This is a genomic window from Pseudidiomarina atlantica (genome assembly GCF_000753735.1).
Taxonomy (GTDB): domain Bacteria; phylum Pseudomonadota; class Gammaproteobacteria; order Enterobacterales; family Alteromonadaceae; genus Pseudidiomarina; species Pseudidiomarina atlantica.
In genome coordinates, this window is record NZ_JPIN01000002.1 from 174,030 (window position 1) to 199,157 (window position 25,128).

28 protein-coding genes are annotated in these 25,128 nt (G+C 51.3%); 17 read left to right on the forward strand and 11 right to left on the reverse strand.

Annotated elements, in window-relative coordinates; genetic code table 11:
* Nucleotides 1-14: 14 nt before the first annotated feature.
* Nucleotides 15-1,724 (reverse strand): class I SAM-dependent methyltransferase, encoded by a 1,710-nt coding sequence (locus IDAT_RS03605; RefSeq protein ID WP_244441597.1) that lies wholly within the window; start codon nt 1,722-1,724, stop codon nt 15-17.
* Between the two features lie 69 nt (nt 1,725-1,793).
* On the opposite strand from IDAT_RS03605, the gene IDAT_RS03610 reads away from it, so the two are divergent.
* The 3 genes from IDAT_RS03610 (at nt 1,794) to IDAT_RS03620 (ending at nt 3,650) form a co-directional block, all read left to right on the forward strand.
* The gene (locus IDAT_RS03610) at nt 1,794-2,012 is read left to right on the forward strand and encodes a DUF1653 domain-containing protein (protein WP_034730581.1); all 219 of its coding nucleotides are present in this window, start codon (nt 1,794-1,796) and stop codon (nt 2,010-2,012) included.
* 119 nt (nt 2,013-2,131) lie between these two features.
* Nucleotides 2,132-3,376, forward strand: a complete 1,245-nt coding sequence (locus IDAT_RS03615; protein ID WP_034730583.1) for an ATP-binding protein — start codon at nt 2,132-2,134, stop codon at nt 3,374-3,376.
* 79 nt (nt 3,377-3,455) lie between these two features.
* Nucleotides 3,456-3,650, forward strand: a complete 195-nt coding sequence (locus tag IDAT_RS03620) for a zinc ribbon domain-containing protein (RefSeq protein ID WP_034730586.1) — start codon at nt 3,456-3,458, stop codon at nt 3,648-3,650.
* 55 nt (nt 3,651-3,705) lie between these two features.
* Here IDAT_RS03620 and IDAT_RS03625 read toward each other — a convergent pair whose 3' ends face one another.
* Nucleotides 3,706-3,948 (reverse strand): helix-turn-helix domain-containing protein, encoded by a 243-nt coding sequence (locus IDAT_RS03625; protein WP_034730588.1) that lies wholly within the window; start codon nt 3,946-3,948, stop codon nt 3,706-3,708.
* A 207-nt stretch (nt 3,949-4,155) separates the two neighbouring features.
* On the opposite strand from IDAT_RS03625, the gene IDAT_RS03630 reads away from it, so the two are divergent.
* Nucleotides 4,156-5,367: an alkaline phosphatase family protein gene (locus IDAT_RS03630; RefSeq protein WP_034730591.1), complete on the forward strand. Its 1,212-nt coding sequence runs from the start codon at nt 4,156-4,158 to the stop codon at nt 5,365-5,367.
* A gap of 31 nt (nt 5,368-5,398) precedes the next feature.
* Here IDAT_RS03630 and IDAT_RS03635 read toward each other — a convergent pair whose 3' ends face one another.
* On the reverse strand, nt 5,399-6,271 hold the full coding sequence (locus IDAT_RS03635; protein WP_034730593.1) for a LysR family transcriptional regulator: 873 nt from the start codon (nt 6,269-6,271) through the stop codon (nt 5,399-5,401).
* Nucleotides 6,272-6,388: 117 nt separating this feature from the next.
* On the opposite strand from IDAT_RS03635, the gene IDAT_RS03640 reads away from it, so the two are divergent.
* From IDAT_RS03640 to IDAT_RS03660, 5 genes are all read left to right on the forward strand, one after another.
* Nucleotides 6,389-6,829 carry a DoxX family protein gene (locus IDAT_RS03640; protein WP_034730596.1) on the forward strand — a complete coding sequence of 147 codons (441 nt, stop codon included), beginning with the start codon at nt 6,389-6,391 and terminating at the stop codon, nt 6,827-6,829.
* Nucleotides 6,829-7,632: a DODA-type extradiol aromatic ring-opening family dioxygenase gene (locus IDAT_RS03645; protein ID WP_034730598.1), complete on the forward strand. Its 804-nt coding sequence runs from the start codon at nt 6,829-6,831 to the stop codon at nt 7,630-7,632. The genes IDAT_RS03640 and IDAT_RS03645 overlap by 1 nt, the downstream gene beginning before the upstream one ends.
* A gap of 118 nt (nt 7,633-7,750) precedes the next feature.
* On the forward strand, nt 7,751-8,482 hold the full coding sequence (locus IDAT_RS03650) for a hypothetical protein (RefSeq protein WP_034730600.1): 732 nt from the start codon (nt 7,751-7,753) through the stop codon (nt 8,480-8,482).
* Nucleotides 8,467-9,516 (forward strand): sensor histidine kinase, encoded by a 1,050-nt coding sequence (locus IDAT_RS03655; protein ID WP_081909740.1) that lies wholly within the window; start codon nt 8,467-8,469, stop codon nt 9,514-9,516. The genes IDAT_RS03650 and IDAT_RS03655 overlap by 16 nt, the downstream gene beginning before the upstream one ends.
* Entirely contained in the window at nt 9,513-10,250 is a 738-nt protein-coding gene (locus IDAT_RS03660) for a LytR/AlgR family response regulator transcription factor (protein ID WP_034730606.1), read from the forward strand. The genes IDAT_RS03655 and IDAT_RS03660 overlap by 4 nt, the downstream gene beginning before the upstream one ends.
* On the opposite strand, the gene IDAT_RS03665 is transcribed toward IDAT_RS03660, so the two are convergent.
* Both IDAT_RS03665 and IDAT_RS03670 read right to left on the reverse strand, forming a co-directional pair.
* On the reverse strand, nt 10,247-11,221 hold the full coding sequence (locus IDAT_RS03665; RefSeq protein ID WP_034730608.1) for an LLM class flavin-dependent oxidoreductase: 975 nt from the start codon (nt 11,219-11,221) through the stop codon (nt 10,247-10,249). The genes IDAT_RS03660 and IDAT_RS03665 overlap by 4 nt on opposite strands.
* A gap of 22 nt (nt 11,222-11,243) precedes the next feature.
* Nucleotides 11,244-11,531, reverse strand: a complete 288-nt coding sequence (locus tag IDAT_RS03670) for a hypothetical protein (protein WP_051986555.1) — start codon at nt 11,529-11,531, stop codon at nt 11,244-11,246.
* A 178-nt stretch (nt 11,532-11,709) separates the two neighbouring features.
* Here IDAT_RS03670 and IDAT_RS03675 point away from each other — a divergent pair, with 178 nt between their 5' ends.
* On the forward strand, nt 11,710-11,991 hold the full coding sequence (locus IDAT_RS03675) for a PepSY domain-containing protein (RefSeq protein WP_034730613.1): 282 nt from the start codon (nt 11,710-11,712) through the stop codon (nt 11,989-11,991).
* Complete coding sequence (locus IDAT_RS03680) at nt 11,978-12,523, forward strand: cytochrome b/b6 domain-containing protein (RefSeq protein WP_244441598.1); 546 nt, start codon at nt 11,978-11,980, stop codon at nt 12,521-12,523. Before IDAT_RS03675 ends, IDAT_RS03680 begins: the two co-directional genes overlap by 14 nt.
* Before the next feature lie 13 nt (nt 12,524-12,536).
* On the opposite strand, the gene IDAT_RS03685 is transcribed toward IDAT_RS03680, so the two are convergent.
* Together IDAT_RS03685 and IDAT_RS03690 are read right to left on the reverse strand one after the other, a co-directional pair.
* Nucleotides 12,537-13,076, reverse strand: coding sequence for a cytochrome b (locus IDAT_RS03685; RefSeq protein WP_034730616.1), 540 nt, complete (start codon nt 13,074-13,076; stop codon nt 12,537-12,539).
* A gap of 1 nt (nt 13,077) precedes the next feature.
* On the reverse strand, nt 13,078-14,067 hold the full coding sequence (locus IDAT_RS03690; RefSeq protein WP_034730617.1) for a catalase family peroxidase: 990 nt from the start codon (nt 14,065-14,067) through the stop codon (nt 13,078-13,080).
* Between the two features lie 91 nt (nt 14,068-14,158).
* Between IDAT_RS03690 and IDAT_RS03695 the strand changes: the two genes are divergently transcribed.
* Nucleotides 14,159-14,647: a MarR family winged helix-turn-helix transcriptional regulator gene (locus IDAT_RS03695; protein WP_034730618.1), complete on the forward strand. Its 489-nt coding sequence runs from the start codon at nt 14,159-14,161 to the stop codon at nt 14,645-14,647.
* Here IDAT_RS03695 and IDAT_RS03700 read toward each other — a convergent pair.
* Both IDAT_RS03700 and upp read right to left on the reverse strand, forming a co-directional pair.
* Nucleotides 14,644-15,069, reverse strand: coding sequence for an OsmC family protein (locus IDAT_RS03700; RefSeq protein ID WP_034730619.1), 426 nt, complete (start codon nt 15,067-15,069; stop codon nt 14,644-14,646). The two genes, IDAT_RS03695 and IDAT_RS03700, sit on opposite strands and share 4 nt — an antisense overlap.
* A gap of 61 nt (nt 15,070-15,130) precedes the next feature.
* Nucleotides 15,131-15,760: a uracil phosphoribosyltransferase gene (gene upp / locus IDAT_RS03705; protein ID WP_034730620.1), complete on the reverse strand. Its 630-nt coding sequence runs from the start codon at nt 15,758-15,760 to the stop codon at nt 15,131-15,133.
* Between the two features lie 68 nt (nt 15,761-15,828).
* On the opposite strand from upp, the gene IDAT_RS03710 reads away from it, so the two are divergent.
* The 5 genes from IDAT_RS03710 to ppx all read left to right on the forward strand — a co-directional run bounded on the left by IDAT_RS03710 (nt 15,829) and on the right by ppx (nt 23,190).
* Nucleotides 15,829-16,260: a c-type cytochrome gene (locus IDAT_RS03710; protein ID WP_034730621.1), complete on the forward strand. Its 432-nt coding sequence runs from the start codon at nt 15,829-15,831 to the stop codon at nt 16,258-16,260.
* 121 nt (nt 16,261-16,381) lie between these two features.
* Complete coding sequence (gene katG / locus IDAT_RS03715; RefSeq protein WP_034730629.1) at nt 16,382-18,604, forward strand: catalase/peroxidase HPI; 2,223 nt, start codon at nt 16,382-16,384, stop codon at nt 18,602-18,604.
* Nucleotides 18,605-18,738: 134 nt separating this feature from the next.
* On the forward strand, nt 18,739-19,554 hold the full coding sequence (locus IDAT_RS03720) for a UDP-2,3-diacylglucosamine diphosphatase (protein WP_051986557.1): 816 nt from the start codon (nt 18,739-18,741) through the stop codon (nt 19,552-19,554).
* Nucleotides 19,555-19,639: 85 nt separating this feature from the next.
* The gene (ppk1, locus tag IDAT_RS03725; protein WP_034730632.1) at nt 19,640-21,703 is read left to right on the forward strand and encodes a polyphosphate kinase 1; all 2,064 of its coding nucleotides are present in this window, start codon (nt 19,640-19,642) and stop codon (nt 21,701-21,703) included.
* The gene (ppx, locus tag IDAT_RS03730; RefSeq protein ID WP_034730633.1) at nt 21,700-23,190 is read left to right on the forward strand and encodes an exopolyphosphatase; all 1,491 of its coding nucleotides are present in this window, start codon (nt 21,700-21,702) and stop codon (nt 23,188-23,190) included. The genes ppk1 and ppx overlap by 4 nt, the downstream gene beginning before the upstream one ends.
* A 16-nt stretch (nt 23,191-23,206) precedes the next feature.
* On the opposite strand, the gene IDAT_RS03735 is transcribed toward ppx, so the two are convergent.
* Both IDAT_RS03735 and IDAT_RS03740 read right to left on the reverse strand, forming a co-directional pair.
* Nucleotides 23,207-23,809: an outer membrane beta-barrel protein gene (locus IDAT_RS03735; protein ID WP_034730634.1), complete on the reverse strand. Its 603-nt coding sequence runs from the start codon at nt 23,807-23,809 to the stop codon at nt 23,207-23,209.
* Nucleotides 23,810-23,911: 102 nt separating this feature from the next.
* Nucleotides 23,912-24,964, reverse strand: a complete 1,053-nt coding sequence (locus tag IDAT_RS03740) for a GGDEF domain-containing protein (RefSeq protein ID WP_034730635.1) — start codon at nt 24,962-24,964, stop codon at nt 23,912-23,914.
* Between the last annotated feature and the right edge of the window lie 164 nt (nt 24,965-25,128).

Genomic DNA, 25,128 nt, shown 5'->3' on the forward strand with positions numbered 1-25,128 from the left:
ATGAGTGTCAGTAATTACCAGTCTTGCAGTTGCTGCAATTGCTTAATGCGATCGCGTTGCACGGTGAGCGCTGCGAACACGTCTTCAAAATTGGTGTTGGCTGGCGCTAAATCAGGCAACGCTAGATTGGCTTTGGTGAAAAACTCGCGCGAATTGTCCTGCCATGCGCGTTGCCACCAGTTCAAAATGTAGTCTTTTGAATGCAGCAACCGTTGTCGGGTGGGGAGTTTATCCGATTTTGCTGCGTTGATGGCGGTTTTTGTCGGCAAGAGGTTCCACAAATCATTGTTTGGCCAGCGGGCAAACGGGAATGCGTGATCGACGGCGTAGGCGCTTTTGTTCAAGTGACTGCCGCTCCAACAACAATCAACGTCAGCCAAAGCTGCAACACGGTCACGAACTTGGCGAGTTGACCGCTCAGGATTTTCCCAGCGCAATGCGTTTAGATAGTCGACTTTGCTGTAGGCATTCGGATGGCTTCGATTGTAGCCTTCCATTAAGGTGACCCACTCGTTGACGAGTGCGGGCTCTATCCACACGCTGTAGTTGGCGAGTACGTCCCAAATGCTAATCGGGACATAGAAGATGCCTAATGATTTTAGATACTCATAGTCAAGCATTAAGCCATGCTTCGGCGCGTTTGTGCGCTTGAGTTCGACCTCGAAAACGCCTTCGTTGGTGCCCGGTAGCGTGATGTACTTGGCGGGCATGTTTTTAATCGTCGAGGCAATATCTTTTAGGGTGCGATGCAAGTTCTGCGCTTCACCTTGGTCGAGAATACAGCGACCAATATAGAAGTCATTGGCGTTAAAGCGTGTCAGCGTTTGCCAGCCGTTTTCTTTTACAAAGCCAAGTCCGCGACTGCCGCCCTGTTGCATGTTAAACGTATCAAGCAACGGCTTATAAAGCTTCAGCCAGTAGAGCGCAACGAGCCCCATGGGGAGTGCGACGTGTTTTGCAGTACGCTCAATTACGGCGCCGGGATGCCCTTCGGCAATTCGCAAAAGCGTGCGAAGCAGTGCCACCTTGTACGTCGAGGCTTTAGAGTCATTGATCACAATATTACGGAGGAGCGGAAATGCGCCGGTGCCGTCGTCGGGGAGTCGCAATATGACGGTTTGCCAGTAAACATCGGGGCGTTCGAGTTTGTCATCGCGGCGTTCTAGTAATTTGTAACTCAACCCTTGCTGCTGCGCGTACTGCTTCAGCTCATCGGCATCAACCGGGTGCATCGTCCGCCCGTCGGGGCTGGCACCGTGGCGCAACGAAACGACCATTTTGCCGTTCGGTTTTAGCAGCGAGCTGAGTTTGCGAAACGCGCGTTGGCGCTGACTCGGCGCTATGTGCATCCATACGGCACTCAACAGAATGAGGTCGAATTTGGTGGCTTGGCGTTGTACATGGGCGAGTTCTGGCAGGCTGTCGTCAATCCAATGAATGTTCGGGCTGGTGGCGTAGCGTTGCGCTTGTTCACGAATGCCGTGCGCGGGCTCGACGGCATACACGGTCAGGCCTTTACTGGCGAGGTAACGGGCATCGCGACCCGAGCCGGCACCGACGTCGAGCGCAATGCCATCGCGCGGCAGCTCTTCGAGCCAGTCTTGGTGCACTTGCTCGAAGTCGAGGCTGTCGTATTGCGCCGCTAGCTGCTCGGCGTGCTTGGTGTAATACTGAATCGTGTCGTCCATGTGCTCTTGGGTTGCGCGCTGCAGTCTGATTCGCATGTGCGATTCGCTTGTACGGTTAGCTCTCACTATAATGGCTTTTTGCGCTTAATCAAAAGAAGGTGTTCGATGGATTCGTTGCAGCCAGGTATTTACAAGCACTACAAAGGGCCTGAATACCAGGTGTTAGACGTGGTTAGGCACTCGGAGACCGAGGAGTTATTGGTGCTCTATCGGCCGCTATATGGCGAGCGCAAGCTATGGGTGCGACCCTATCCGATGTTTGTTGAAACGGTGCTGGTCGATGGTGTTGAGGTGCCACGTTTTCAGTATGTGCGGGGTGGTTAGGGTGGTTTGAAGTTTCAATTGGACGCAATAAGACTTTCAATTAGACGAACAAAAACTTTCAATTGGACGGAAGGCTATCTACACTTAGACGAAATCTGTCATTTAAAGGGGTTTAAGGCGTGTCTGAGTTTTATCCTCGGTTTGCTGAATCAATCATTAACGATGCCTTGCGAGATTCGCCGGTTGTATTGATACATGGCTCGCGGCAGAGTGGCAAAACAACGCTGGCAAAACAAATCGGTGAGCCTTTGGGCTATCATTATTTTAGTTTTGACGATGCGAACCAACTCGCCGCGGCAAAAGCTGATCCAGTGGGCTTTGTACGAGACCTCCCAGATTTCTGTATTCTCGACGAAATTCAACGAGCACCAGAATTGTTTGCCGCGATTAAAGCGAATGTCGATGCGAATCGAGTTGCAGGGCGCTTTATCTTGACGGGTTCAGCGAATATTTTGTTGTTACCAACGTTATCGGACTCGCTCGCTGGACGAATGGAAATAGTGCATTTGCGGCCACTTTCCAGAGCTGAGATTGCAGGACGCGTCGCTAAGACTGTATTTGATGAATTGCTCTCTGCTAAAGGATCTCCTACATTCGCACCAGCTAGATTACGACGATTGGGTAGCGAGTTAAGTGAAATTGTCTGTGCTGGCGGCTATCCTCCTGCGATCTTACGATCGAGCGTAAGGCGGCGTTCCGTGTGGTATCGCGATTATGTGACAACGCTCATTCAACGCGATGTTCAGGATATCGCAGCGATTCAAAATCTCAGTGTATTGCCACGTCTTTTAGAAACTGCTGCGAGCCAGACTGCGCGCCTTTTTAATGTAAGTGAATTGGCCTCACCTTTCGCTCTCTCGCGTCCCACAATCAGCGACTATATAGGGTTGTTAGGCCAGCTATTCATTATCGAACAGTTGCAACCTTGGCATACCAATAGACTCAGTCGGAGTATCAAAACGCCAAAGCTGCACTTCCTTGATACCGGCCTCGTGTGCTCATTATTGGGGCTGACAGCAGACACGCTTTATCAAGATCGAGGGCTTCTAGGGCAAATTCTCGAAACCTTTGTTTTGCAGGAGCTTCGTAAACATGCGGACTCATTTGATGAGCCTTTGAAGTTTTTTCACTTCCGCAATAAAGATAAAGTCGAAGTTGATATCGTGGTCGAAGCGGGACGTCGCATCTACGGAATCGAAGTAAAATCAGCAAGTACTGTAACTGCTGCCGACTTCAAAGGATTAAAAAAGCTACAACAGCACGTTCCAAGCGACTTCGGTTTAGGAGTTGTATTTTATGATGGCGATGCTGTTCTTCCATTTGGCGAAGGTCTATTTGCTGTACCTGTGAGTGTGCTTCTGTAGTCGAATTTGCGAACAACTGAGCCGGAGACTTGATTGCGCGCGTGTATTATTTTCCTGCAGAGTAGTCGGGGAGACCTATATGTCGCTAACCTACGAATCAGAATTCAGTTGCCCGTATTGCATGGCACCGAACAGCATCGAAGTGGACCCGCTGTACGATATTGGCGAGCAGCAAATTGTCGATTGCCAAATCTGCTGCCAGCCGATTGAAGTGGTCATCGTCGAGCTTGCTGCGGGCGACTTCGAGGTTATCGCCCGCACTGATGACGAGTAGAAAGGGCAGCCCTCCCTCGCGGTCGGGCGCAACCGCAGGAGGGGCTGCCCTTTTTCTAGCTGTTTTGCAGGCGGGACCAGAGCTGGCTGTTGTTGCGTTGCAGCATTACGAGCTGCAATTCGAGCGCTTCGGTGATTTTCAGCAGCGTCTCAATTCGGCCATCGCCAGAGCGCTCAAACCTTGATACCACGGCCTGTGTAGAGCTTATTCGTGCCGCTAACTCTGCCTGTGACCAGCCCAACGCCAGCCGTGCCTTTTTGATACTTTCCCCAATTTCTTTTGCCGTTTCGAGCCGCATAATCGCTTTATACCTTTTCCGATATATCCTGTTCTCCTTAAATATATCGTATTAGGCATAATAGGCAAATTAAATTTGCCCAATCCCCGCAGGAGGGGCTGCCCTTTCTACCGCGGGAAACGGGCGGTAGGTCTTGATGTCACTACATTGTCATGGAAAAGTTCGATACTATCTCGGCAATGAAATTTCTATGGTACGAGGGTGAAGATGCGAGTTATTGTTCTGGCGTTGCTGTTGGTAGGCGCGTTGCAAGTGAGTCATGCACAAGAGCAGGACCAAACGGTGGTGTTGATTTCTATCGATGGTTTTCGTCATGACTACATCGAAAAATACGATGCCAAGAACATTGCGGCGATTGCTGAACAGGGCGCTCGTGCTGAGGGGTTGATTCCGGTTTATCCGGCCAAGACCTTCCCGAATCACATCTCCATTGTGACTGGCCAGTATCCATCGAATCATGGCATTGTTGATAATCGCTTTTTTGATACTGAGCGGCAGCAAAAGTACCAAATGGGCGATGGTGTCAAAGACAGCACCTGGCTGACCACGCTGCCAATTTGGAACCTTGCCGAATTTCAGGGGGTAAAAGCGGCAACATTTTTCTGGCCAGAGTCTGAAGCACGCATCAATGGACGCACCGCCAGCTACTACTTTAATTACAGCAAGCCTGCGCCTTACGAGCAGCGCATCGACCAAATTGTGCAGTGGCTGCAACTACCGAAGCCCGCGCGGCCACGCTTGGTCACCGGTTATTTCTCGTTGGTGGATACCATGGGGCACCGCTTCGGACCTGACTCTGAGCAGGTCAAAGAGGCGGTCAGCTACCTCGATGAGCTCATCGGTGATCTGTGGCAACGTCTGCAAAATGATGTCGACGCACCCGTTAATCTGATTCTGGTTTCCGACCACGGCATGACGCAAATCACCGCTGCCGAGATGATCGATCCGGCGCAGCTGCCTATTGATAATGAATTGTTCACCGTCGTCAATGCGCAGACACGCCTGCTGATTTATCCAAACCAAGAGACAACAGAAGCGCAGGTGAACGAACTACGACAGCAACTTGAAGCGATGCCAAATCGTCAATTCGTCATTGAATCTGAAGCGCAGTTACAAGCCTTAAATGTGAGCCAAGGTCCGCGAAAACCCTCGTTAATTCTCGGCGTAGACGCGCCTGCGAGTTTCGGTCGAGGAGCACCTGAGGAGTGGCGCGATGGTGGCACCCATGGTTACCACTCCCATCGCGATATGGATGGCATTTTCATCGCTGCTGGTCCTGCGATAAAGCAACAACATCCGCTGCCGCGTTTTCAGAACATCCACATTTACCCGTTTATGGCGAAATTGCTAAGCCTTGAGCTACTGACGCCGATCGATGGTGACGAAACCGTTTTACAGCCTCTGATTTTAACGAAATAAGGGCTGCCCTTTCTGGCGGGGTGGGCGCATTTTAAAAGGCGTCCCAGCTCGGTGGGTCGCCGAAGTAGCCATCGATGAAGTCGATAAAGCTGCGCACTTTACTGGCGAGTAATTGGCGGTGTGCGAATACCGCGTAAAGTCCGAGAGGGGCGGGTGTCACGCCTGTCAGAATGGCCTGCAAGCGGCCAGCCGCGAGATCGACTCCGGCGATAAAGGTCGGTTGCAAAGCAATGCCTTGGCCGGCACACGCCGCGGCAACGAGCACGTCGCCATTATTGCTGCGCAATACTTGTTGTGCGTCATCTAAAACTGGTTCGCGCAAATAGCTGTAGTGCAAATATCGATGCGTCTGTAATGCGGCTAGGTCGGCAGGTTCACCATAGCGCGCAAGATACGCGGGTGCGGCGCAGTAGACTAAGCGAATCGGCGCAATGCGACGGGCAATGAGCGAGGACGATTCGAGTTGACCAATGCGTAAGGCAATATCAAAACCCTCCTCGACAATATCGACTTTGCGATCGTTGAGCTGCAAGTCGATGACCACTTCCGGATAGGCAGCCTGAAACGCCGCTAGCGCTGGCGGCAAATGGCGAATCGCAAACGATACCGGCGCGCTGATGCGCAGAACACCGCGCGGTTGCTGCTGCATACCGGTCAGTTGTAGTTCCATACTCTCGATATCGTCGAGTACCTGCTGGGCGCGTAAATAATAGGTTTGCCCAGCTTCGGTTAAATGCTGTCGCCGCGTAGTGCGATTTAGCAATCGAACATCAAGATCAGCTTCAAGTTGTGCGAGTGTTTTGCTAACAAGTTGCGGCGAAATATTGAGCTTATCCGCCGCGCCAACAAACGAGCCAGCGTCGACCACTGCCACGAATATGCGCATTGCTTGTACTTTATCCACTGTTTTACCTATCAATTAACCACGATTTGTAGTTAATAAAGCAAATTTTAAGGTATTAATCTATACCTAAGCGAGGCGTAAAGTAGCCACATCTTAAAACGTCATCGAGGATTTATTATGAACACAGCAAAATTTCGCACACTCTTACGCAGTAACGCCGGCTTCGCCGCACTTATTTTACGCGTTCCAGTCGGCATCATCTTGGCTGCGCATGGTGCGCAAAAACTATTCGGTTGGTTTGGTGGCTACGGTCTCGAAGGTACCGGACAATGGATGGCAAGTATCGGTCTCGAGCCTGGTTTTCTCATGGCGTTGCTAGCGGGTGCAGCTGAGTTCTTCGGCGGTCTCGCGTTGATACTGGGTATCCTGACGCGTCCAGCAGCGCTCATTTCGGCGGTTACCATGGTGGTGGCGATTTTCACGGTGCACTTTGAGAATGGCTTGTTCATGGCTAACAATGGTTATGAATTTGCCTTGAGCCTGCTGGCCGCCACTGCTGCCCTTACGGTTATGGGTGCGGGTCGTTTTTCACTTGATAATGCCATTGCAGGTAACTGATGAAATCACAGCAAGTCATCTTTGTGTCGCACGGTGGGGGCCCTTTGCCCCTGCTTGGCGATCCCCAGCATCAAGAGCTGACGATGCAATTGCGACAACTCGGCTCACGCATCGCCAAGCCGACTGCGATACTGGTGGTCAGTGCGCACTGGGAAGCGCTGCAGCCGACTGTAACAAGTGCCGCGCAGCCAGCGCTGCTCTACGATTATTACGGGTTTCCACCCGAATCTTACCAGCTCACGTATCCAGCGCCTGGGCATCCGCAACTGGCGCAGCAGATCGTCGCTACCTTGCACAAACATGGCATCACAGCAACGCTAGATGCACAGCGTGGACTCGATCATGGCGTCTTTGTGCCGCTTAAGCTGATGTTCCCGACTGCAGCTATTCCGGTGGTCCAGCTGAGCCTCAAGGCCAATCTCGACCCCCAGCAACACATCGATTTAGGACAGGCGTTAGCCGACTTGGAGTACGAAAACTTGCTGATTCTCGGCTCGGGCTTCTCGTTTCATAATATGCGGGCGTTTTTCGCGCCGCAAACGGAAGCTACTGAACGCCGTAATCAGGCATTTGAGAATTGGTTAAAATTGACCTTAACCGATACCCAATTGAATGAGAGTGAACGCCAACAGCGACTGATCCATTGGGAACAGGCACCCGAAGCACGCTTTTGTCACCCGCGTGAGGAACATTTGTTGCCGCTTTTAGTTTGCTACGGCGCCACGCGACGCGCTGCGGATAGCTATCAAATGGCACGAACTTTGGGCCGTACGGCCGGCATGTTTATCTGGTCCAAGCGATAATTCCGGCACTCATCCAAACCATTCCTTAGCTCGTAAGGAAAGCTTGGCGAGCATCGCAATGCCCGCGTCATACTGGCTCCAGTACAAAACAACAACACCCAAATACTGGAGCACAAACATGAACGCATTCGAAAAGAATCTACTTCGTTTAGGTATCGTCGCAAGTTTGGCAATGGCCGGCACAGCGCTGTATAACACCACTGTAGAACAGCCCAATCACTTCGAAACTTTAAATGTTGAGCGCATCAATATTGTTGAAGCCGACGGTACAGTTAAACTGCTGATCACCAACACCGAGCGTTTTCCGACTACCGAAGAAGTCAACGGCCGCGTACTGAACGAAACCCGTAAAAAGCGTTCGGGCATGTTGTTCTTCAACGAAGAAGGTATGGAAGCGGGCGGCTTGATTTTTGACGGCAGCAAAAATGAGCAAGGTCATAGTTCTGGTTTGTCGCTCACCTTTGATCAATACAACGGTGACCAAGTCATGCAGTTGTTGACGACTGATCAGGAACGCGGCGACCAACGTCGGGTGAGCTCGGCACTGGTTTTCAACGACCGTCCAGAGCACGAAACCCAAGATAAAGTGCGCGAGGTGATGCGTGAGATTGAACAAATCGAAGATCCGGCAGTGCGGCGCGCGAAAATTCAAGAGTATCAAGAGCAAGGGATTATCGGTGGCTCAACGCGCTTACTGCTCGGTAAAACCGGCTCACAAAATAACGGCTTGTTTTTGTTTGCGAAAGACGGTTCGCCACGGGCGATGTTTTATGTCGACGCTAACGACCAAGTTCAGTTACAGTTTATGAATGACAAAGGTGAAGTGACCCACTCATGGCCAGAACAGTAATGCTGCAACGTTTTATGCAGTTCCTCCACATCGACCGCGCCTTTTTAGGTGCGGTCTTTGTGTTTGCTTATATTTTTGTGATCAGCGTACGGCTTACGTCAGGCCAGTGGTCTTGGTATGTCTTCACGCCTGAAGGGCCGCTTGCGCAATTTATCCAGGCGCTGTTGATTTTCACGTTACTGCGGCTATTACTGAATCGGTTCGCCACCAGCGCACGTAAAAGCTATGTCAAAGCCAGCGTCGCAGCGCTCCTTGTCTATCTTGCAGCCGCCAACGCTCTAAGTCTGCTTATCGCGCTGAGCTTCGGAACCGTCGAACGCAATTTCAACAGCTATACGTTGCTGCTCAACAACGTCAATCTGGTCGTGCAATTCGTGCTGTTTGGTGGACTTTATTTGGCGTACAGCTACGCGCAGGACCTTAATCATGAGCGCACACAGTTGGCCAACTATCGCCAACAAGTGGCTGAATTACAGCTACAACAACTTAAACAGCAGTTGAATCCACACTTTGTTTTCAACGCCTTAAATGTGCTCGATGAACTGATTTATGCCGACACGCAACGGGCGAGCGACTACTTGAATGCGTTCGCGGAGCTTTACCGCGCAGTTTTAGAAGCCAGTGGCGAACGCCTCGTCAGCCTTGCGCACGAACTCAATTTCGCCAGCAATTACTTCAAGCTTATGCAGGTGCGCTACGGCGAGGGCTATACGCTGCAAGTACAAGGCGAGCCATCGGCACAGCGCTACTTACCGCCCTACAGCCTACAAGTGCTGATTGAGAACGCCTTGCAGCACAACCAAGCAAGTGCCACCCAACCGGTCGTCATCACTATCACCATCTCGGACGCTGACGTTACCGTGCATAACAACCGTCACCCTCGGCAACACGCGAAACTGTCTCACCAAGTCGGCTTAACAAGCCTTACCAAGCAATTTGCGGTGCTGACGCAACAGCCGCTCGAAATTAGGTCAACGGCAACGGAATTTAGCGTACGCATGCCGTTACTCACAACACAGGTAACGCAGCCATGACGAACGTCGTGATCATTGAAGACGAGCCTTTGGCGCGCGACAAATTACGTCGCATGCTACAAAACCTTGGCGAGCCAATTGAGGTTGTGGCCGAACTCGGTAGTGTTGCAGAGGTGAAACACTGGCTCGCAACTACCTCCCAAGCGGTTGATGTGATTTTCTCTGATATCGAGCTCAGTGACGGTAATGTCTTTGCGGCGTATGAACACGACATGCCGCCGGCACCTTTGATTTTCGTCACCGCTTACGACGCTTTTATGCTCGAGGCCTTCGAATCACAGGGTATCGCCTACTTACTGAAGCCGTATAGCGGCGCAAAGCTGGCGCAGGCATGGCAAAAGTTTAAGCAATTGACGCAAAAAGCCGCCGCACCGAGCGCGCATACGCAACCCGCAAACGAGCCCCTACAGCGCATCGCCATTAAAACTGCGCAACAAGTGTACTTTATGCGTACCGGTGAATTCGCTTACATCAAAGCCGATGGCAATCTCATCATGGGCTTTGATCAGCAAAACCGTCGTCATTATTTGCCATTCCCATCGCTGCAAGCGTTGGAGAAGCACCTCGATTCACGCCAATTTTTTCGCATCAATCGCAGCGAAATCGTTAATGTAGACGCTATCGACAAACTCGAACGTTACTGCAAAAACTCGTACTTGGTGTTACTCAAAAATGGCGCCCAACTCAAAACCAGTCAAAGCCGCACCAGCACGTTTAACCAATGGTTACGCTAAACCCCGGCGGCAATCTCGAAGCTGCGCAAACGTGCGGTATGGTCGTAGGCGTGACAGGTGAGCATCAGCTCGTTGACGCCGGTTGAGGCGACGAAGTCGCGTAAGTAAGTATGCACTTCTTCGGGCGTGCCGCAGGCGGTGTACTTCAGGGCGTGGTTGGCGCCCGCTAAAGAAACTGGATCAACTAAAGAATGAATGTCATCAACGGGCGCCGGTAAAGGCCCCGGATTGCCGCGGCGCAATGCGACAAACTGCAGTTGCATCGAGCTTTTCATCCGCAATGCCGCGTCGGCAGTGTCAGCCGCAAACACGTTCACTGCTGCCATCGCATAAGGCTCGGATAAGTAACGTGAAGGCTTAAATTCGCGCCGATAGGTATCTAAAGCAGCATGTAGGTGGTCGGGCGCAAAGTGTGAGGCAAACGCATAGGGCAGGCCGAATGCTGCTGCTAGCTGTGCGCCGTACAAGCTAGACCCCAAAATCCATACGGGCACATGCGAGCCTTGCCCCGGCACGGCGCGAATCTGCGCAGTATCATCGGCATCGCCCAAGTAGCCTAGCAACTCCCGCACGTCGTCGGGAAAACTAGATGCTGAGTTGTAGTCACGGCGCAGCGCACGCAACGTCACACCATCAGTTCCCGGGGCGCGACCCAAGCCCAAATCAACGCGGTCGCCATACAACGCCGCCAAGGTACCAAACTGCTCCGCCGCCACTAAGGGCGCATGATTAGGCAGCATAATGCCACCCGCGCCAATGCGAATCGTTGAGGTGACATTGCCAATATGCGCGAGTGCCACAGCCGTGGCCGCACTGGCAATACCCGTCATGTTGTGATGCTCCGCCATCCAGAAACGCTGGTAGCCCCAGCGTTCGGCATGCACAGCAATGTCGCCGGAGCGACGCAAGGATTCGCCCGCTGATGAACCAGCGGTAATCGGTGCTAAATCTAAAATCGAAAGAGGGACCACGAAAACTCCTCTGTTAACATGCTTAGTCTTTAAATTCGGTCGAACTCGCCCGCGCTTGACCATCGGCCGAGCGCGTGAACCGTTTATCGGTGCGTTCGGTGTAATCCATTAGCAGTATCGTAAGGTAAATCTTGGTAGGAAGCGACAGCACTACACCGATTGCACTCATCGCCGCGCCCAATATAAAGCCGCGATGGCCAATGGTGTCACTGGCGAAAGTCACCGCTAGCACGATGTGTCCACAGATCAGCAAGGTGACGCCAAGAATCATGGCAATTTTGAGCAAACGAACTTGTGTGGCTTCTGTCATCAGTGCTACCTCTACTGCATAATTTAGCGATGCCTTAACTATAAACCCATGTCGGTAATCGAAACAAATTGATAGCGATCAAGGTTTACTGCAATAAGCGCAATATTCAGCTAACCTTAAGCAAACTGTAAGAAAACTCATCTACTCTAAACCTACAAAACAGACCAAGGAGTCTACTATGCACTTACGCAAAATCGCATTCGTTGTCGCCGCAGCAGCTACACTGGCAGCTTGCAGTGGCGCCAAAGAAGTCACCCAATGCACGGTCGCGCCGATGAGCGATTGGCAGGACCAAGCACAATTCCAATTGGAATTGGTGAATCAAGGCTACGATATCAACGAATTTAAAGTCACCGAAGGTAACTGTTATGAAATTTACGGTACCGACGCAGACGGCAAAAAAGTTGAAATCTACTTTAACCCAGTGAACGGTGAAGTCGTCAAACGTGAAGAGCACTAAGCAGCGCACTGCCATGATGGTGCGGATCTGGCATCCGCTGATCCGCATCATTCATTGGAGTTTAGTGGCGATTTTTATCGCCAACTATTTTGTTTTAGAAGCTGGCAGTGATTGGCATCAATGGCTTGGCTACGCAGCGGTAGCACTTATCGCGGTACGCATTATATGGGGTTTTATCGATCCTGGTTTCGGTAACTTTAAAACCGTTCACCTGAGTCAAGCTGCAATCAAAAGCCACTTTTCCCACCTTAAACAGCGCCATCTGCCGATCAAGTCGGGGCACAATCCGCTTGGCTGGCTTATGGTGTTTGCGGTGATTGCCCTGTTCACCGGGCTGGGTGTGACCGGCTTTATGATGGAAGAAATCGACGCACTGTTTGGTAATTCAACGCTCGAAGAAGTCCATGGGTGGCTTGCCGACATCCTTTACGCCGCGGCAATTGTTCATGTAGTGGCTATTCTCATCACCGGTTGGCGCGGCCGCATCGAACTGATACGACCGATGATCACCGGTAAACGTCGGGTGCGCTAAAAAGCGCAACCCGTTACGGGCGACGGCGCCCCGTCATCGTCTGCAACACACCATCGCGACGAATCAGACCATGCTGAAGGGCGGCAGCCACGTGCACTAGAATCAGCACGATAAAGGCCAAGGCTACCCAGCCATGCACTTCTCGCAACATCCCGTACACTGCTAAATCCACCTCAAGCAACGCGGGTAGGGTCAGCACTCCAAACACTTCGAGCGGGCGACCGGCCGCATTTTGCATCAGATAGCCACTTACTGGCATGGCAAGCATACAGGCGTAGAGCCCGATGTGGCTCAACCGCGCACTGACGCGTTGCCATGCAGCCAGGTCTGCAGGCAACGCGGGCGCTTGGGTGCGCATGCGTACCCAAAGCCGAATCAGCACCAGCACCAAGGCGACCAAACCAAATGACTTGTGCAACTGCAATAAGGTTAGCTGCCACGGCTCTAGCGCGCGCACCATGGTCAGTCCCGCAAAGAGTAAGGACAGGAGAAGCAAGGCCATCGACCAGTGTAACCACCGCGCAGCGCGGCTAAATTGCGGTACCTTACTCATGTTATTGCTCCCGTGCGCGGCGGCGATACGACTCGGCATAGGCGGCCGAACGTGCGCGCAAAATTTTATCTGCGGTAGGGGCCATGCCGTCTGGCAACACCAACGGATCAAAATTAATGGCGTTACAGTCACCCTCGAGTTGCGCAGTGGCGCTGCGCAATACAATTTGACCGGCGACAATTTCAGTACGCGCTGCTGGCCACAACACCGTTGGGTCAGTTTCGTCGTCGCTGGCCTCCGCCAAGGTGAACACTAAATCAAATACCACCGGTTGTTCGCGTAAACGCGCAGTGAACTCTTGTTGCAGCGCATCGTCACTGTCAGCAAACTCTGCAGGAACAGTATCTACCAGCTCAGCACGCGGCACCGCGCGCCAACGCACGGCTTGGCGTTCGCCGTTGGCAGCAACCAGATAAAACGCATTAATGCTGTGGTACACCTCGGTGGCAAAGCTGCCGCTGGCGCGATATCCAGCCGCCCATTCACGAAAGGTTGCACTTTCAGGGTGTTCAGCAAAAAACTGCTGAATGGTGCCATTACCAAGCGCCACTAATTGCTGATAAAAATCTTGCGGATGACGCACCGCCATCACGGGTGGCGTGTTCATTGCGGTGCGCCAGACGTCACCTGCCGCAGTCTCGATACTGAGCGCTAAGCTGCGTACTGGTGCTTTTAAATCGGGTGCCATTGGATTGTTACCGGCAATCGAAATACGCCCTTGTAGCGGTGTTGAGCCCGCTGCAAACAGCGTCGCTGTTGAATAATCAGCCAACGCGCCACTACTGACAAAGTCACCAGCGACACAAAAGCCTTTGGCATGAGCGCGGCGAAAGCCTTCATGTGGGGTGGCGCCTTGTTGTAAATCGACAAAGTCCTGTGCATCGACCTTGCTTGACGGGAATCCTGTTGCGGCAACGTAAAATGCTAAGGCTAGCGCGCCAACCAGCACCCCTACCAAAGCATATCGCCACCAGCTGACTGCTTGTGCCATGATCAATCACTCCAACAAAATCTTGAATTCAAGATAAATGAATAGTAGTTTGAATTCAAGATAAATAAACCACGTGAGGGATTACCTGCCAATGGACGCTTTAGATCACATTCAACAACTTTGGGCTAAGCAAATGCCAGAGCTTGATACATCGAGCATGGCGCTCATTGGCCGATTACAGATTTTGCACAAGCAATTAACCCAAACAATGTCGCAAACCTTTCGTCAATTCCAGCTCACTGATGCGGGTTTCGATGTGTTAGCGACTTTGCTACGCAGTGGCCCACCACACGCGCTAACGCCCAAACAGTTGCTTGAACAGCTGCTCGTCACTTCAGGTTCAATGACCAGCCGCATAGACTCGCTTGAAAAGCAGGGCCTTATTGCGCGCACTATAGGCATAAACGACAAACGTCAGCGCCAAGTACAGCTAACCCCTAAAGGAAAAACAACTATCGAGCAGGCGATTAAGGCACACGTGGAGACACAGAAAAGGCTACTAAGTGTGCTGATCGAGCAGGAACAACGGGATTTAACAGAAATGCTGCGCACCTTTATGGCGCGCAGCGCACAAACTTAAGATTCGAGTTTTGCGTCAAGGGTGATTTCGGCTTTGAATAGCTTGGAAATTGGACAGTTTTCTTTGGCAGCTTCGGCCGCTTCCAGGAATTTATCAACATCAGCACCAGGAATTTTGGCGCGTAATTCTAAGTGAATTTTCGGTACGGCAAAGCCACCGTCTTGTTCTTCAAGGTGCACTGTCGCTTTGGTATCAATGCTATCGGCGACCATGTCATGCTCGCCCAACACCATCGACAAGGCCATTGAAAAACAGCCCGCATGTGCAGCACCAATGAGTTCTTCAGGATTGGTGCCTTTACCATCTTCAAATCGAGTACCAAACGAATACTGCTGCTCGTCGAGCACACCACTTTGCGTTGAAACAGTACCTTTACCGTCTTTCAAACCACCTTGCCAATGAGCAGATGCAGTGCGTTTCATAAGTACCTCCTTTTTAAAAGTGTACCTATAGTGTAGTCGCTACCCCCGGCTAAAGATCAAGTTAGCGGGTGCCGAATATCTTATCTCCCGCATCACCGAGCCCCGGTACGATATAGCCATGCTCGTTCAGATGGTCGTCGAGCGCAGCAGTATAAATCGGTACTTCGGGGTGGACAGCCGTCACTTTTTCAACGCCTTCAGGGGCGGCGACGAGCACCAGCACGCGAATGTCGGTGCAACCCTTGGCCTTGAGCATATCAAGCGTTGCGATCATGGTGCCGCCAGTGGCAAGCATGGGGTCGATGACCAATGCGGTACGGTTGTCGATTTCACCGGCTAACTTTTCAAAATAAGCCACAGGTTCAAGAGTTTCTTCATTACGATAAAGGCCAACCACACTGACCTTTGCCGCCGGCAGTGAGCTCAAAACACCGTCGAGCATCCCTAGGCCCGCACGTAAAATCGGCACCACAGTGACTTTCTTGCCTTTGATACGCTGCACCTTGATGCGCGCACCGTCCCAGCCCTCAATTTCCTGCTCGACCAACGCAAAATCTTTGGTTGCTTCATAGGTCAACAGGTTGCCAAGTTCATTGGCAAGTTCGCGGAAGCTTTTAGTCGAAATACCAGCTTCGCGCATGAGTCCGAGTTTGTGTTGGATCAAAGGATGGTCGATTACGTGTAGCGTCATGCTCTTTACTCGTAGTAGCTTGATTGGTACAAATGATTGACGGTAATTCTAGGTCAAAGGGAAGTGTCATGCAGCTATTGCTACGAATTTTATTGTCTAGCGTCATGTTAGTAGGCCTGACGGGCTGTGTTGGCGGCAGCCAAACGGCAGAAAGCGAGCCGGCGATCGCGCCACCCGATGCTGAAACACTCGCACTCGGACAGAAACAATTTAAATACAAATGCGCCGCATGTCACAGCATGGAAGCAGGCGAAAATAGTCTGTTTGGACCTCATCTGAGCGGCATCGTCGGACGTCAAATTGGCACGCTGGCAGACTATTCATTCACCGAAATTGTCGCCGATCATGATTTTGTTTGGACGCGTCAGCGTTTAGACGACTGGTTGTTTGACCCGCAAACCATGGTTCCAGAAATGTGTATGCCTTTCCTTGGCTTACGCAACCCCACGCAGCGCCTGGCTTTGCTGCGTTATTTGGAATTTGCTGAGGTTGCCAAGTGAAGTTTCCGATTAACGTAATCTGATTTTTCAATCATCTTTGCCAGTCCTAATCTGCGAAAACTAGTCTATAGTAGTTTTGCTATATCGACATCTCCTAAACTACATAGCAAAGGTGATAACAATGATGAAAAAAACTTTACCCCTCGTGTCTGCTTTGGCACTAGCGGTGTCCATGGGAGTTGCATCTGTTGATGTATCTGCTCAGGAAGCTAAAAGCAAAATGTTCTGGTGGCCAGATCAACTCGATTTGACCCCTCTGCGTGACCACGACGTTACCTCTGACCCGTACGGCGATGACTTCGACTACGCCGAAGCCTTCAAACAAGTCGACCTCGAGCAGCTTAAGGCTGACATCGAAGCGCTGATGACTGATTCGCAAGATTGGTGGCCTGCTGACTACGGTCACTACGGTCCGTTCTTTATCCGCATGGCCTGGCACGGTGCTGGTACTTATCGGGTGAATGATGGCCGCGGTGGTGCAGGCGGTGGTCAACAGCGTTTTGAACCACTCAACAGCTGGCCAGATAACGTCAGCCTCGATAAAGCGCGCCGCTTGCTGTGGCCAATCAAGCAAAAGTATGGTCGTAGCGTATCTTGGGCCGATTTGATGGTGCTCACCGGTAACGTTGCGCTAGAGTCGATGGGCTTTAAAACCTATGGCTTCGCTGGTGGTCGTGAAGACGAATGGGAACCTGACAATGTGTACTGGGGCCCAGAAAAGCAATGGCTTGAAGACAAGCGTTACAGCGGCGACCGTGAACTTGAGAAACCACTTGCCGCAGTGCAAATGGGCTTGATTTACGTCAACCCAGAAGGTCCAAACGGTAATCCTGATCCATTGTTGGCAGCCAAAGATATTCGCGAGACTTTCGCGCGCATGGCGATGAACGATGAAGAAACTGTGGCACTTATCGCCGGTGGTCACACCTTCGGTAAAGCGCACGGTGCACATAAGCCTGAAGAATGTTTAGGCGCTGAGCCTGCAGCAGCCCCAGTTGAAGAGCAAGGTTTCGGTTGGAAAAACAAATGTGGTAAAGGCCACTCGGAAGACACCATTACTTCTGGTTTAGAAGGTGCATGGTCAGTCAATCCGATTGCTTGGACCACCCAGTACCTTGATAACCTGTTCGGTTTCGAGTGGGAGCAAACCCGAAGCCCTGCTGGTGCTATTCAGTGGATCCCCGTCGACGGTCAAGCGTCGAACTTGGTACCTGACGCGCATATCGAAGGCAAGCGTCACGCGCCAATTATGTTCACTACCGACTTGTCGCTGAAATTTGACCCTGAGTACCGCAAAATCGCGAAACGCTTCCAAGAAAATCCGGAAGAGTTTGAGTTAGCCTTTGCCAAAGCTTGGTTCAAACTGACACACCGTGACATGGGACCACGTGCACGTTACATCGTGGACACCTCACCAGCGGAACCTTTGCTGTGGCAAGATCCAATTCCTGAAGTTGATTTCACTTTGATCAACGACAGTGATGCAGCCGACATTAAAGCGTCGATTCTTGACACTGACCTGACCGTTGCTGAATTGGTACGTACTGCTTGGGCCGCTGCTTCGAGCTTCCGTGGCACCGACATGCGTGGTGGTGTGAATGGTGCACGCATCGCACTGGCGCCACAAAACGAGTGGGCGGTGAACGACCCAGAAGAGCTCAATCGTGTGCTGGGCGTGTTAAAAGAAGTGCAAGCCGACTTTAACGACGGTCAACGCGGTGACAAACGCGTGTCATTGGCAGACGTTATTGTACTTGGCGGTGCTGCAGCCATTGAAAAAGCTGCTGCCGACGCTGGTTACGACGTGACCGTGCCGTTTGCGCCAGGTCGTACTGACGCTACGCAAGAAATGACCGACGTGCAGTCGTTCAGCTTCTTGGAGCCAACTGCTGATGGTTTCCGTAACTACTACAGTGCTGATAGCCGCATGTCGCCAGCCGAAATGTTAGTTGATAAAGCCGACTTGCTGACGCTGACCGTACCAGAACTGACCGTACTCGTTGGTGGTATGCGTGCTTTAGGCGCTAACTACGATGACGTGCAACACGGTGTCTTTACCGACCGCCCAGGTCAACTGACCAATGACTTCTTCGTTAACTTGCTAAGCATGGATAACGAGTGGAAGCAGGGCGACAGCGAAGGCGTTTACGAAGGTTATGACCGCGCGAGTGGTGAAATGAAGTGGACCGCAACACCAGTTGATTTGATCTTCGGCTCGAACTCAGAACTGCGTGCGATTGCGGAAGTTTACGCGCTGAGCGACTCAAACGAGAAGTTCGTTAACGACTTCGTCGAAGCATGGGTAAAAGTGATGCGTTTGGATCGCTTTGACCTCGACAGCTAAGCCGAAACACATACAAGTACAAGGCGCCTACGGGCGCCTTTTTTGTGGTTAAGTTTCACTGCATAGTCAATAAACCGTCACCGGGCTGTCACCTAAGTGCTTGATCATAAGCGCTTCCAAACACGGAGGCGCTTATGACTTACAGCAAACATCAATTGGCTATCGATACTCTGTTTCTGTCCGATATTCATTTAGGCACTATTTCGTGTCACGCCGAAACCTTACTTGAATTCTTAAAGATGGTGCATTGTCGCCGCGTTATATTGGTGGGTGATATTGTTGATTTGTGGTCTATAAAAGCCAAACGTCGCGGCCTTTGCGATGCGCAACTACAAGTGGTGAAGCAACTCTTAGCGATGGCGCGTGAAGGTATTGAGATCGTCTATGTGATGGGCAACCACGATGCCGGTTTTCGTAAGATCCTCGCCGACTATCCGTTTGATTATGGCATCACCAATATCAAGCTGTGTAATCAGCATGTCCACCAAACACGTCAAGGCAAGCGCTTTATTGTGGTGCACGGCGACCAATTTGATAATCAAGTGCGCTGTCCACAACTGCTGAGCTCACTTGCCGATAGTATTTATAGCGGTCTGTTGCTGGTCAATCGTTGGTGGAATCGGCGCCGCACGCATCGGGGAGAGCACTATTTCAGCCTTGCTAAAGCGGTTAAATCACGCTCAACGCGCGCGTTACGTTATATCCATGATTATCAACTGGCGGCGGCCGATTATGCTGCGCGCAAACATTTCGATGGCATTATTTGCGGTCATATCCACGTGCCAGCCATGCTTGAAATCGACAATGTCAGCTACCTGAATACGGGTGATTGGCAAGACTCGTGCACCGCCATTGTTGAGCACCTGAATGGCGAGCTCGAGCTACTCGAAGTGCCAGCGTGGTTGCGCAGTCGCAATGCCGAGAAACTGTTGCCTCAGATAGTTGCGTAAATACCCTTACAACTGTCATAAAAACGTCATACTAAGTGTCGGTGCATCACGTAAAGTAATAACGTGATGTAACCGAGGGTAATGCATGAAATTCTTTCCTAAAGAGCTCAGTTGGTTAGCCTTTAACGAGCGCGTATTACAAGAAGCTGCTGATAAAAGCGTGCCAGTCGTTGAGCGGATGCGCTTTTTAGGTATTTTCTCGGCCAACATGGATGAATTTTTCCGTGTCCGTGTCGCCGACGTGCGGCGGAAAATCTTTTATGCACAAACCCCAAGCGAGCATGAACAAGCCGAAAAGCTGATGTCCCAAATTCAGCAAACCGTGGTGCGCCAACAAGAGCGTTTCGAAGCCATCTATCAAGATGTCATCAAGGCACTCGCGAAAAAGAATATTGCCGTTATCGATGAAACTCAAACCACTGAGCAAGAACGCGAATGGCTAACGCAGTATTTTCACGAAAAGATTAAGCGCTATATTGTGCCGCTGCTGATTGGCCCCACCACCAATATGATTCAGGCCATTAATCAAGACGCCACCTACATGTGTGTGGAAATCAAGCTCGGCAAGAGTGTGCGTTATGCAGCACTCGAAGTGCCTACCGACGAGTTGTCGCGCTTTTTAAAGCTACCCTTTAAGAGCTTGAAGCGGAAAAAGCGCGTGATCATGCTCGATAACGTGATTCGTTTATGCATCGATGAGCTGTTCAAGGGCATTGTGCCTTACGACTCGTTGCGTGCCTTTTCGTTTAAAATGACGCGCGATTCCGAATATCGCTTGCCGCACGATATTGACCAAAGCGTGCTTGAGCGCATGGAGGAGGGCTTGCGTCAGCGTTTTGAGGCTGAGCCTGTGCGCTTGGTCTACGACAGCAGCATGCCGAAAGATATGCTGTATTTTTTGCATCATCAGTTGGGGCTGACGACCCATGATTCACTGGTGGCTGGCGGCCGTTACCGCAATACCCGCGATTTTGCCAGTTTCCAGAACTGGGGGCACAAATCACTGTTAAACCCGCCGATGCCGCCGCTTGAGCATCCGCATTTTGTCAAACATCGCAGCGTCTTTGATGCCATTGCCGAGCAGGACATTCTGCTTTACTACCCCTATCACAAGTTCGCGCACCTTACCGAAGTGATTCGCCAAGCCGCTTACGATCCCTTGGTACAGAGCATCCAAATTTGTATTTATCGTGTCGCGCCACATTCGCGTATCGTACATTCGCTCGTTGAAGCGGTGAATAACGGCAAGAAAGTAACAGTGCTGGTCGAGCTCCAAGCGCGTTTTGACGAAGAAGCCAATATCGAGTGGGCGAAACGCATGACCCACGAGGGCATACGCGTGATATTTGGTATTCAGGGGCTGAAAGTGCACTCCAAGCTGATTTTGATCAAGCGCAAGGAGCAAAAGACGCTGAAGCGTTATGCGCATATTGGCACTGGTAACTTCAATGAAAAAACCGCACAAATCTATACAGACTTCAGCTTATTCACCGCAGATCGCAGCATTTGTGAAGACGTAGAGCAAGTGTTTCAGTACTTAGAGGCGCCTTATCGACGCTTCCGCTTCAATCATTTGCTGGTATCACCGGTGAATTCACGCGACCGTTTAGACGATCTTATCGAGACCGAAATTGTGCATGCACAGCAAGGCAAACGCGCGGAGATTTTCGTCAAGGTCAACAATTTGGTCGATGAAGGCATTATCACTCGACTGTACCGTGCATCTCGTGCTGGGGTTCGCGTCCGCGCCATTGTGCGCGGTATGTGTGCGCTGCGTGCTGGCGTTGCCGGCGTCAGTGAAAACATCGAAATCATAAGCATTGTTGACCGTTTTCTTGAGCATCCGCGGGTCTATTGCTTTCATAATGCCGGACAAGAACGTATCTTTATTTCTTCAGCTGACCTTATGGCGCGCAATCTCGATGATCGGGTTGAGGTCGGTTGCCAAATTCAAGCCCAAGAGCTACAGCAACAAATCAAAACGATTCTTGAGCTACAATGGCAAGATACCACCAAAGCTCGCGTGCTCGATGCCGAACAAAAGAATACCTATCGACCGCGTGGTAACCGTAAGAAGATCCGCTCACAGCTAGCTATTTACGACTACTTAAAAGCTCAAGCCCAAGCCCCCAAGGGAACTGTTGAATGAGTAATGGACCGCAATTCGCCGCACTTGATTTAGGCTCGAACAGTTTTCACCTGATCACTGCGCGTGTCATCGATCAACATTTGCAGCCACTGCTGCGATTTAAGCAAAAGGTGCGCTTAGCCGAAGGCCTACGCAACAACGGTAAGTTGACCGAAGAGGCCATGCAGCGCGGACTCGATGCGTTGCAATTATGCGCGCAGCGGCTTGAAGGTTTTACCAGCGAACAAGTGCACGTGGTTGCCACTCACACCTTACGCGAAGCGCGTAACAGCGATGTGTTTTTAGCGCGAGCTGCGGCGATTCTACCCTTTCCGATCACAATTATTTCGGGTCATGAAGAAGCGCGTTTAATCTACCGTGGCGTGGCCCAAACCAGTGCCAATGTCGGCAAACGGCTGGTTATTGATATCGGTGGCGGCAGTACTGAAATGGTGGCTGGTAATGAGTTTGAGCCAGAGCTGTTGACCTCACGCTCCATTGGTTGTGTCAGCTACACCGAGCGCTTTTTTAGCAAAGGCAAGCTTAGCGCTAAGCGCTTTAACCGCGCGTTGACCGCGGCGCGCAGTGAGCTTGAGCCGATTGCCCAAAGCTTCCGCAAGTTCCAAGCACAGCAAGTGATTGGCACCTCAGGCACCATGAAGGCAATTGCACAATGGTTACAAGCGCGCGATCAATCACCGCCTGACCGCATTACGCGTGCGCAGCTTGAGCAGTGTATGCAAGAAGTGCTGCAACATTCGCTGATTAGCAACTTTACCGCGCCAGGTATCGATAGTGAACGCTTACCGATTTTGCCGGCAGGCTTAGCTATTTTGATTGCGATTATGGATGAGCTTGAACTCAACGAACTGATGACCCACGATGCTGCTCTCCGCGAAGGGGTTTTGTACGAACTGGCGGAGCGGGCTATCGAGCACCGCGATGTGCGTGAACGTACCGTAGACGGCATGGCGGCGCGCTACCGTATTGATGAGATTCAAGCCGCGCGGGTGATTGAGACCGTGCAGCACCTGCTTAAACGGGCGGCTAAGCCGTGGGGTATCCGCGCCAAAGAATGGCAACCCTTAGTCACTTGGGCAGCACGTTTGCATGAAGTTGGCTTACAGATTAACTCCAGCGCGATTCAAGCACACTCCGGCTACATCTTAGCCAATGCTGACATGCCCGGCTTCAATAAAGAAGAACAAGCCGTACTCGCCGCCTTGGTGCGGCAGTTCCGCAAAAAAATCCAAATGGAGCGGGTGCCGTTGTTGTATTTGTATCAACAACAAGATTTGCATCGCGTACTTGGCTTATTGCGACTGGCCGTGCTGTTTAATACGGACCGGCAGCCGTCACAGTTGCTCAAAGACGTTCAGGCAGGTGGCGATTGGTTGGTGCTGCAGCTTACCGAACAAGGGCAAAGCAATCCGATGTTGGTGGCCGATTTAGAGAATGAAATTAAACAACAAGCAAAATTAGGAGTGCAGCTACGCTTCCATGCGTAACCACACTAAAAACGCTTTAGAATGCGAAACTTGCGCCCAACTTGAACACGGTACCGTCGCCGTTACCTTCAATGCCGGCGATGCCATGCAAGTTCTCAGTAAATAGGACGCGGCCTTCGACCCCAAAAGTGGTGTCGTCAGCGTCGTCGACATCGACATAGTTGGCGTAACCTTTGACATGGAAAGTATTGCTAATCACTTGATTGATACCGGCCTTCACGCCGTAGCCGTCTTCTTCGGTGGTAAAGTTGTCAGACTCGCCTTCAAAACGCACCCACGCCGGTTCAACAAACAAGTGTGAGGTACGACTCAGCGGAAATAAAAAGCCCACACCGGCGCGCCAAGTGTCAACATCCACGTCAACCCGCTGCCCGCCAATATTGTAATCTTCGCCGAGGCGGTCATAAGAGCCGATAATATAAAAGTTTTCGGTGATCAGCTTAGAGCCTTCGATTTGAAAGCCCGTCGGCTCATAGTCGACACCGAGAAAGTCGTCATCATCGTAGTTTGCTGACAAGTAGTTTACCGATACATAATCGTAGACCGGTGTGTCATCAGCAACGGCTGTACCGCTAGCAAGTAGCGCGAGCGCAGAAGTAGAGAACAAAAGCTTTTTCATGACTAACCTCCCTATTGATGGTTAGCCATTAGTTTAGGCTTCGCACACCGTGGTACAAGGCGGTCGATGTTAAAACTTGTGTTAAGAGAGGGGCTTGATGGTTTAGGCCGCTACCGCAGTCACCCGATTCCGACCGTTCGCTTTACTACTGTGCAAGGCTTTGTCGGCGCGATTGATCAGGCGATTTAAGGTTTCGTTAGGCAGCAATTGGGTTACACCAATGCTAATTGAAACGGCAAGCTCGTCTTTAAGGAGTTCTTGCCAACGAAAGTCTTTAACCGTGCCACGAATACGCTCGGCTAGCAGTTGTGCGTTTTCGAGTGTGGTATTCGGCAGTAACACTAAAAACTCCTCGCCACCCCAGCGCCCAATCACATCGTGTTGACGCAGCTCGGTGCGCAGCAACTTGGTGAGACAGCAGAGCACTTCATCGCCTTTTTGGTGACTGAAAATATCATTGATCAGCTTGAAGTGGTCGGCATCAATCAAGAGCACGCTGAGCGGCATCGCAAATCGCTCTGCGCGTGAAATTTCCGCTTCACCGACTTCTGTCATGTGCCGCCGATTCTTCAGCCCCGTTAACATGTCGGTGCTTGCCAATTTGCGCAACGCACGTTGCCCTTCGATGACCGTTTCGATGTAAAACAAAGCCAAGTAACTAAACATGGCGAACACCACCGTCAAATTAAACAGGTTCACACCATCGAGCGCCGCACGAGACACTAAAGGCTGTAGCGGTGGAATCAGCTCAGACATGACAAAGAGTCCAGTGTAGAGCACCCACAACACCAGCAACGCTGCAATCGCCTTCGACCGCTTGAGCGTAACCGCAAGTGCCGGAATGAAGACCAGCAAGTAGTAATGAAAGCCGCTGCCCCAGCCAATCAAGAGAATGCCAAGCGCGGCATGAATCACGACTTCCGACCAAATCAGCCCAACCCCAAGCTTATTTTTGCGTTGCCTAATCGCCCAATAAGCAATTGCATACACCGTCATACTTCCAACACTCACCCACGCTAATATGGGCGAGCCGACCGCAAGGAAAATAAGCAGAAATAGCAAATTGGTACTTCCGGCAATCACGCAAGTACGCAGGGCGACCCGCCAAAATTGCGGGCGTGCTGAGGGAGTGGTTCGGCGCTCCGTGCGGTTCATGTAAGTTCCTTATCGCATCCAAGCTCAAATTAAGCTTTAATAAACAAAAATAGAACAAAATCACCAGTTATGGGAACCAAACTCAAAAAAAACTTCCCCCACCCAACACATATGGATTACCATATATAACGATTAACGATTAACGATTAACGATTAACGATTAA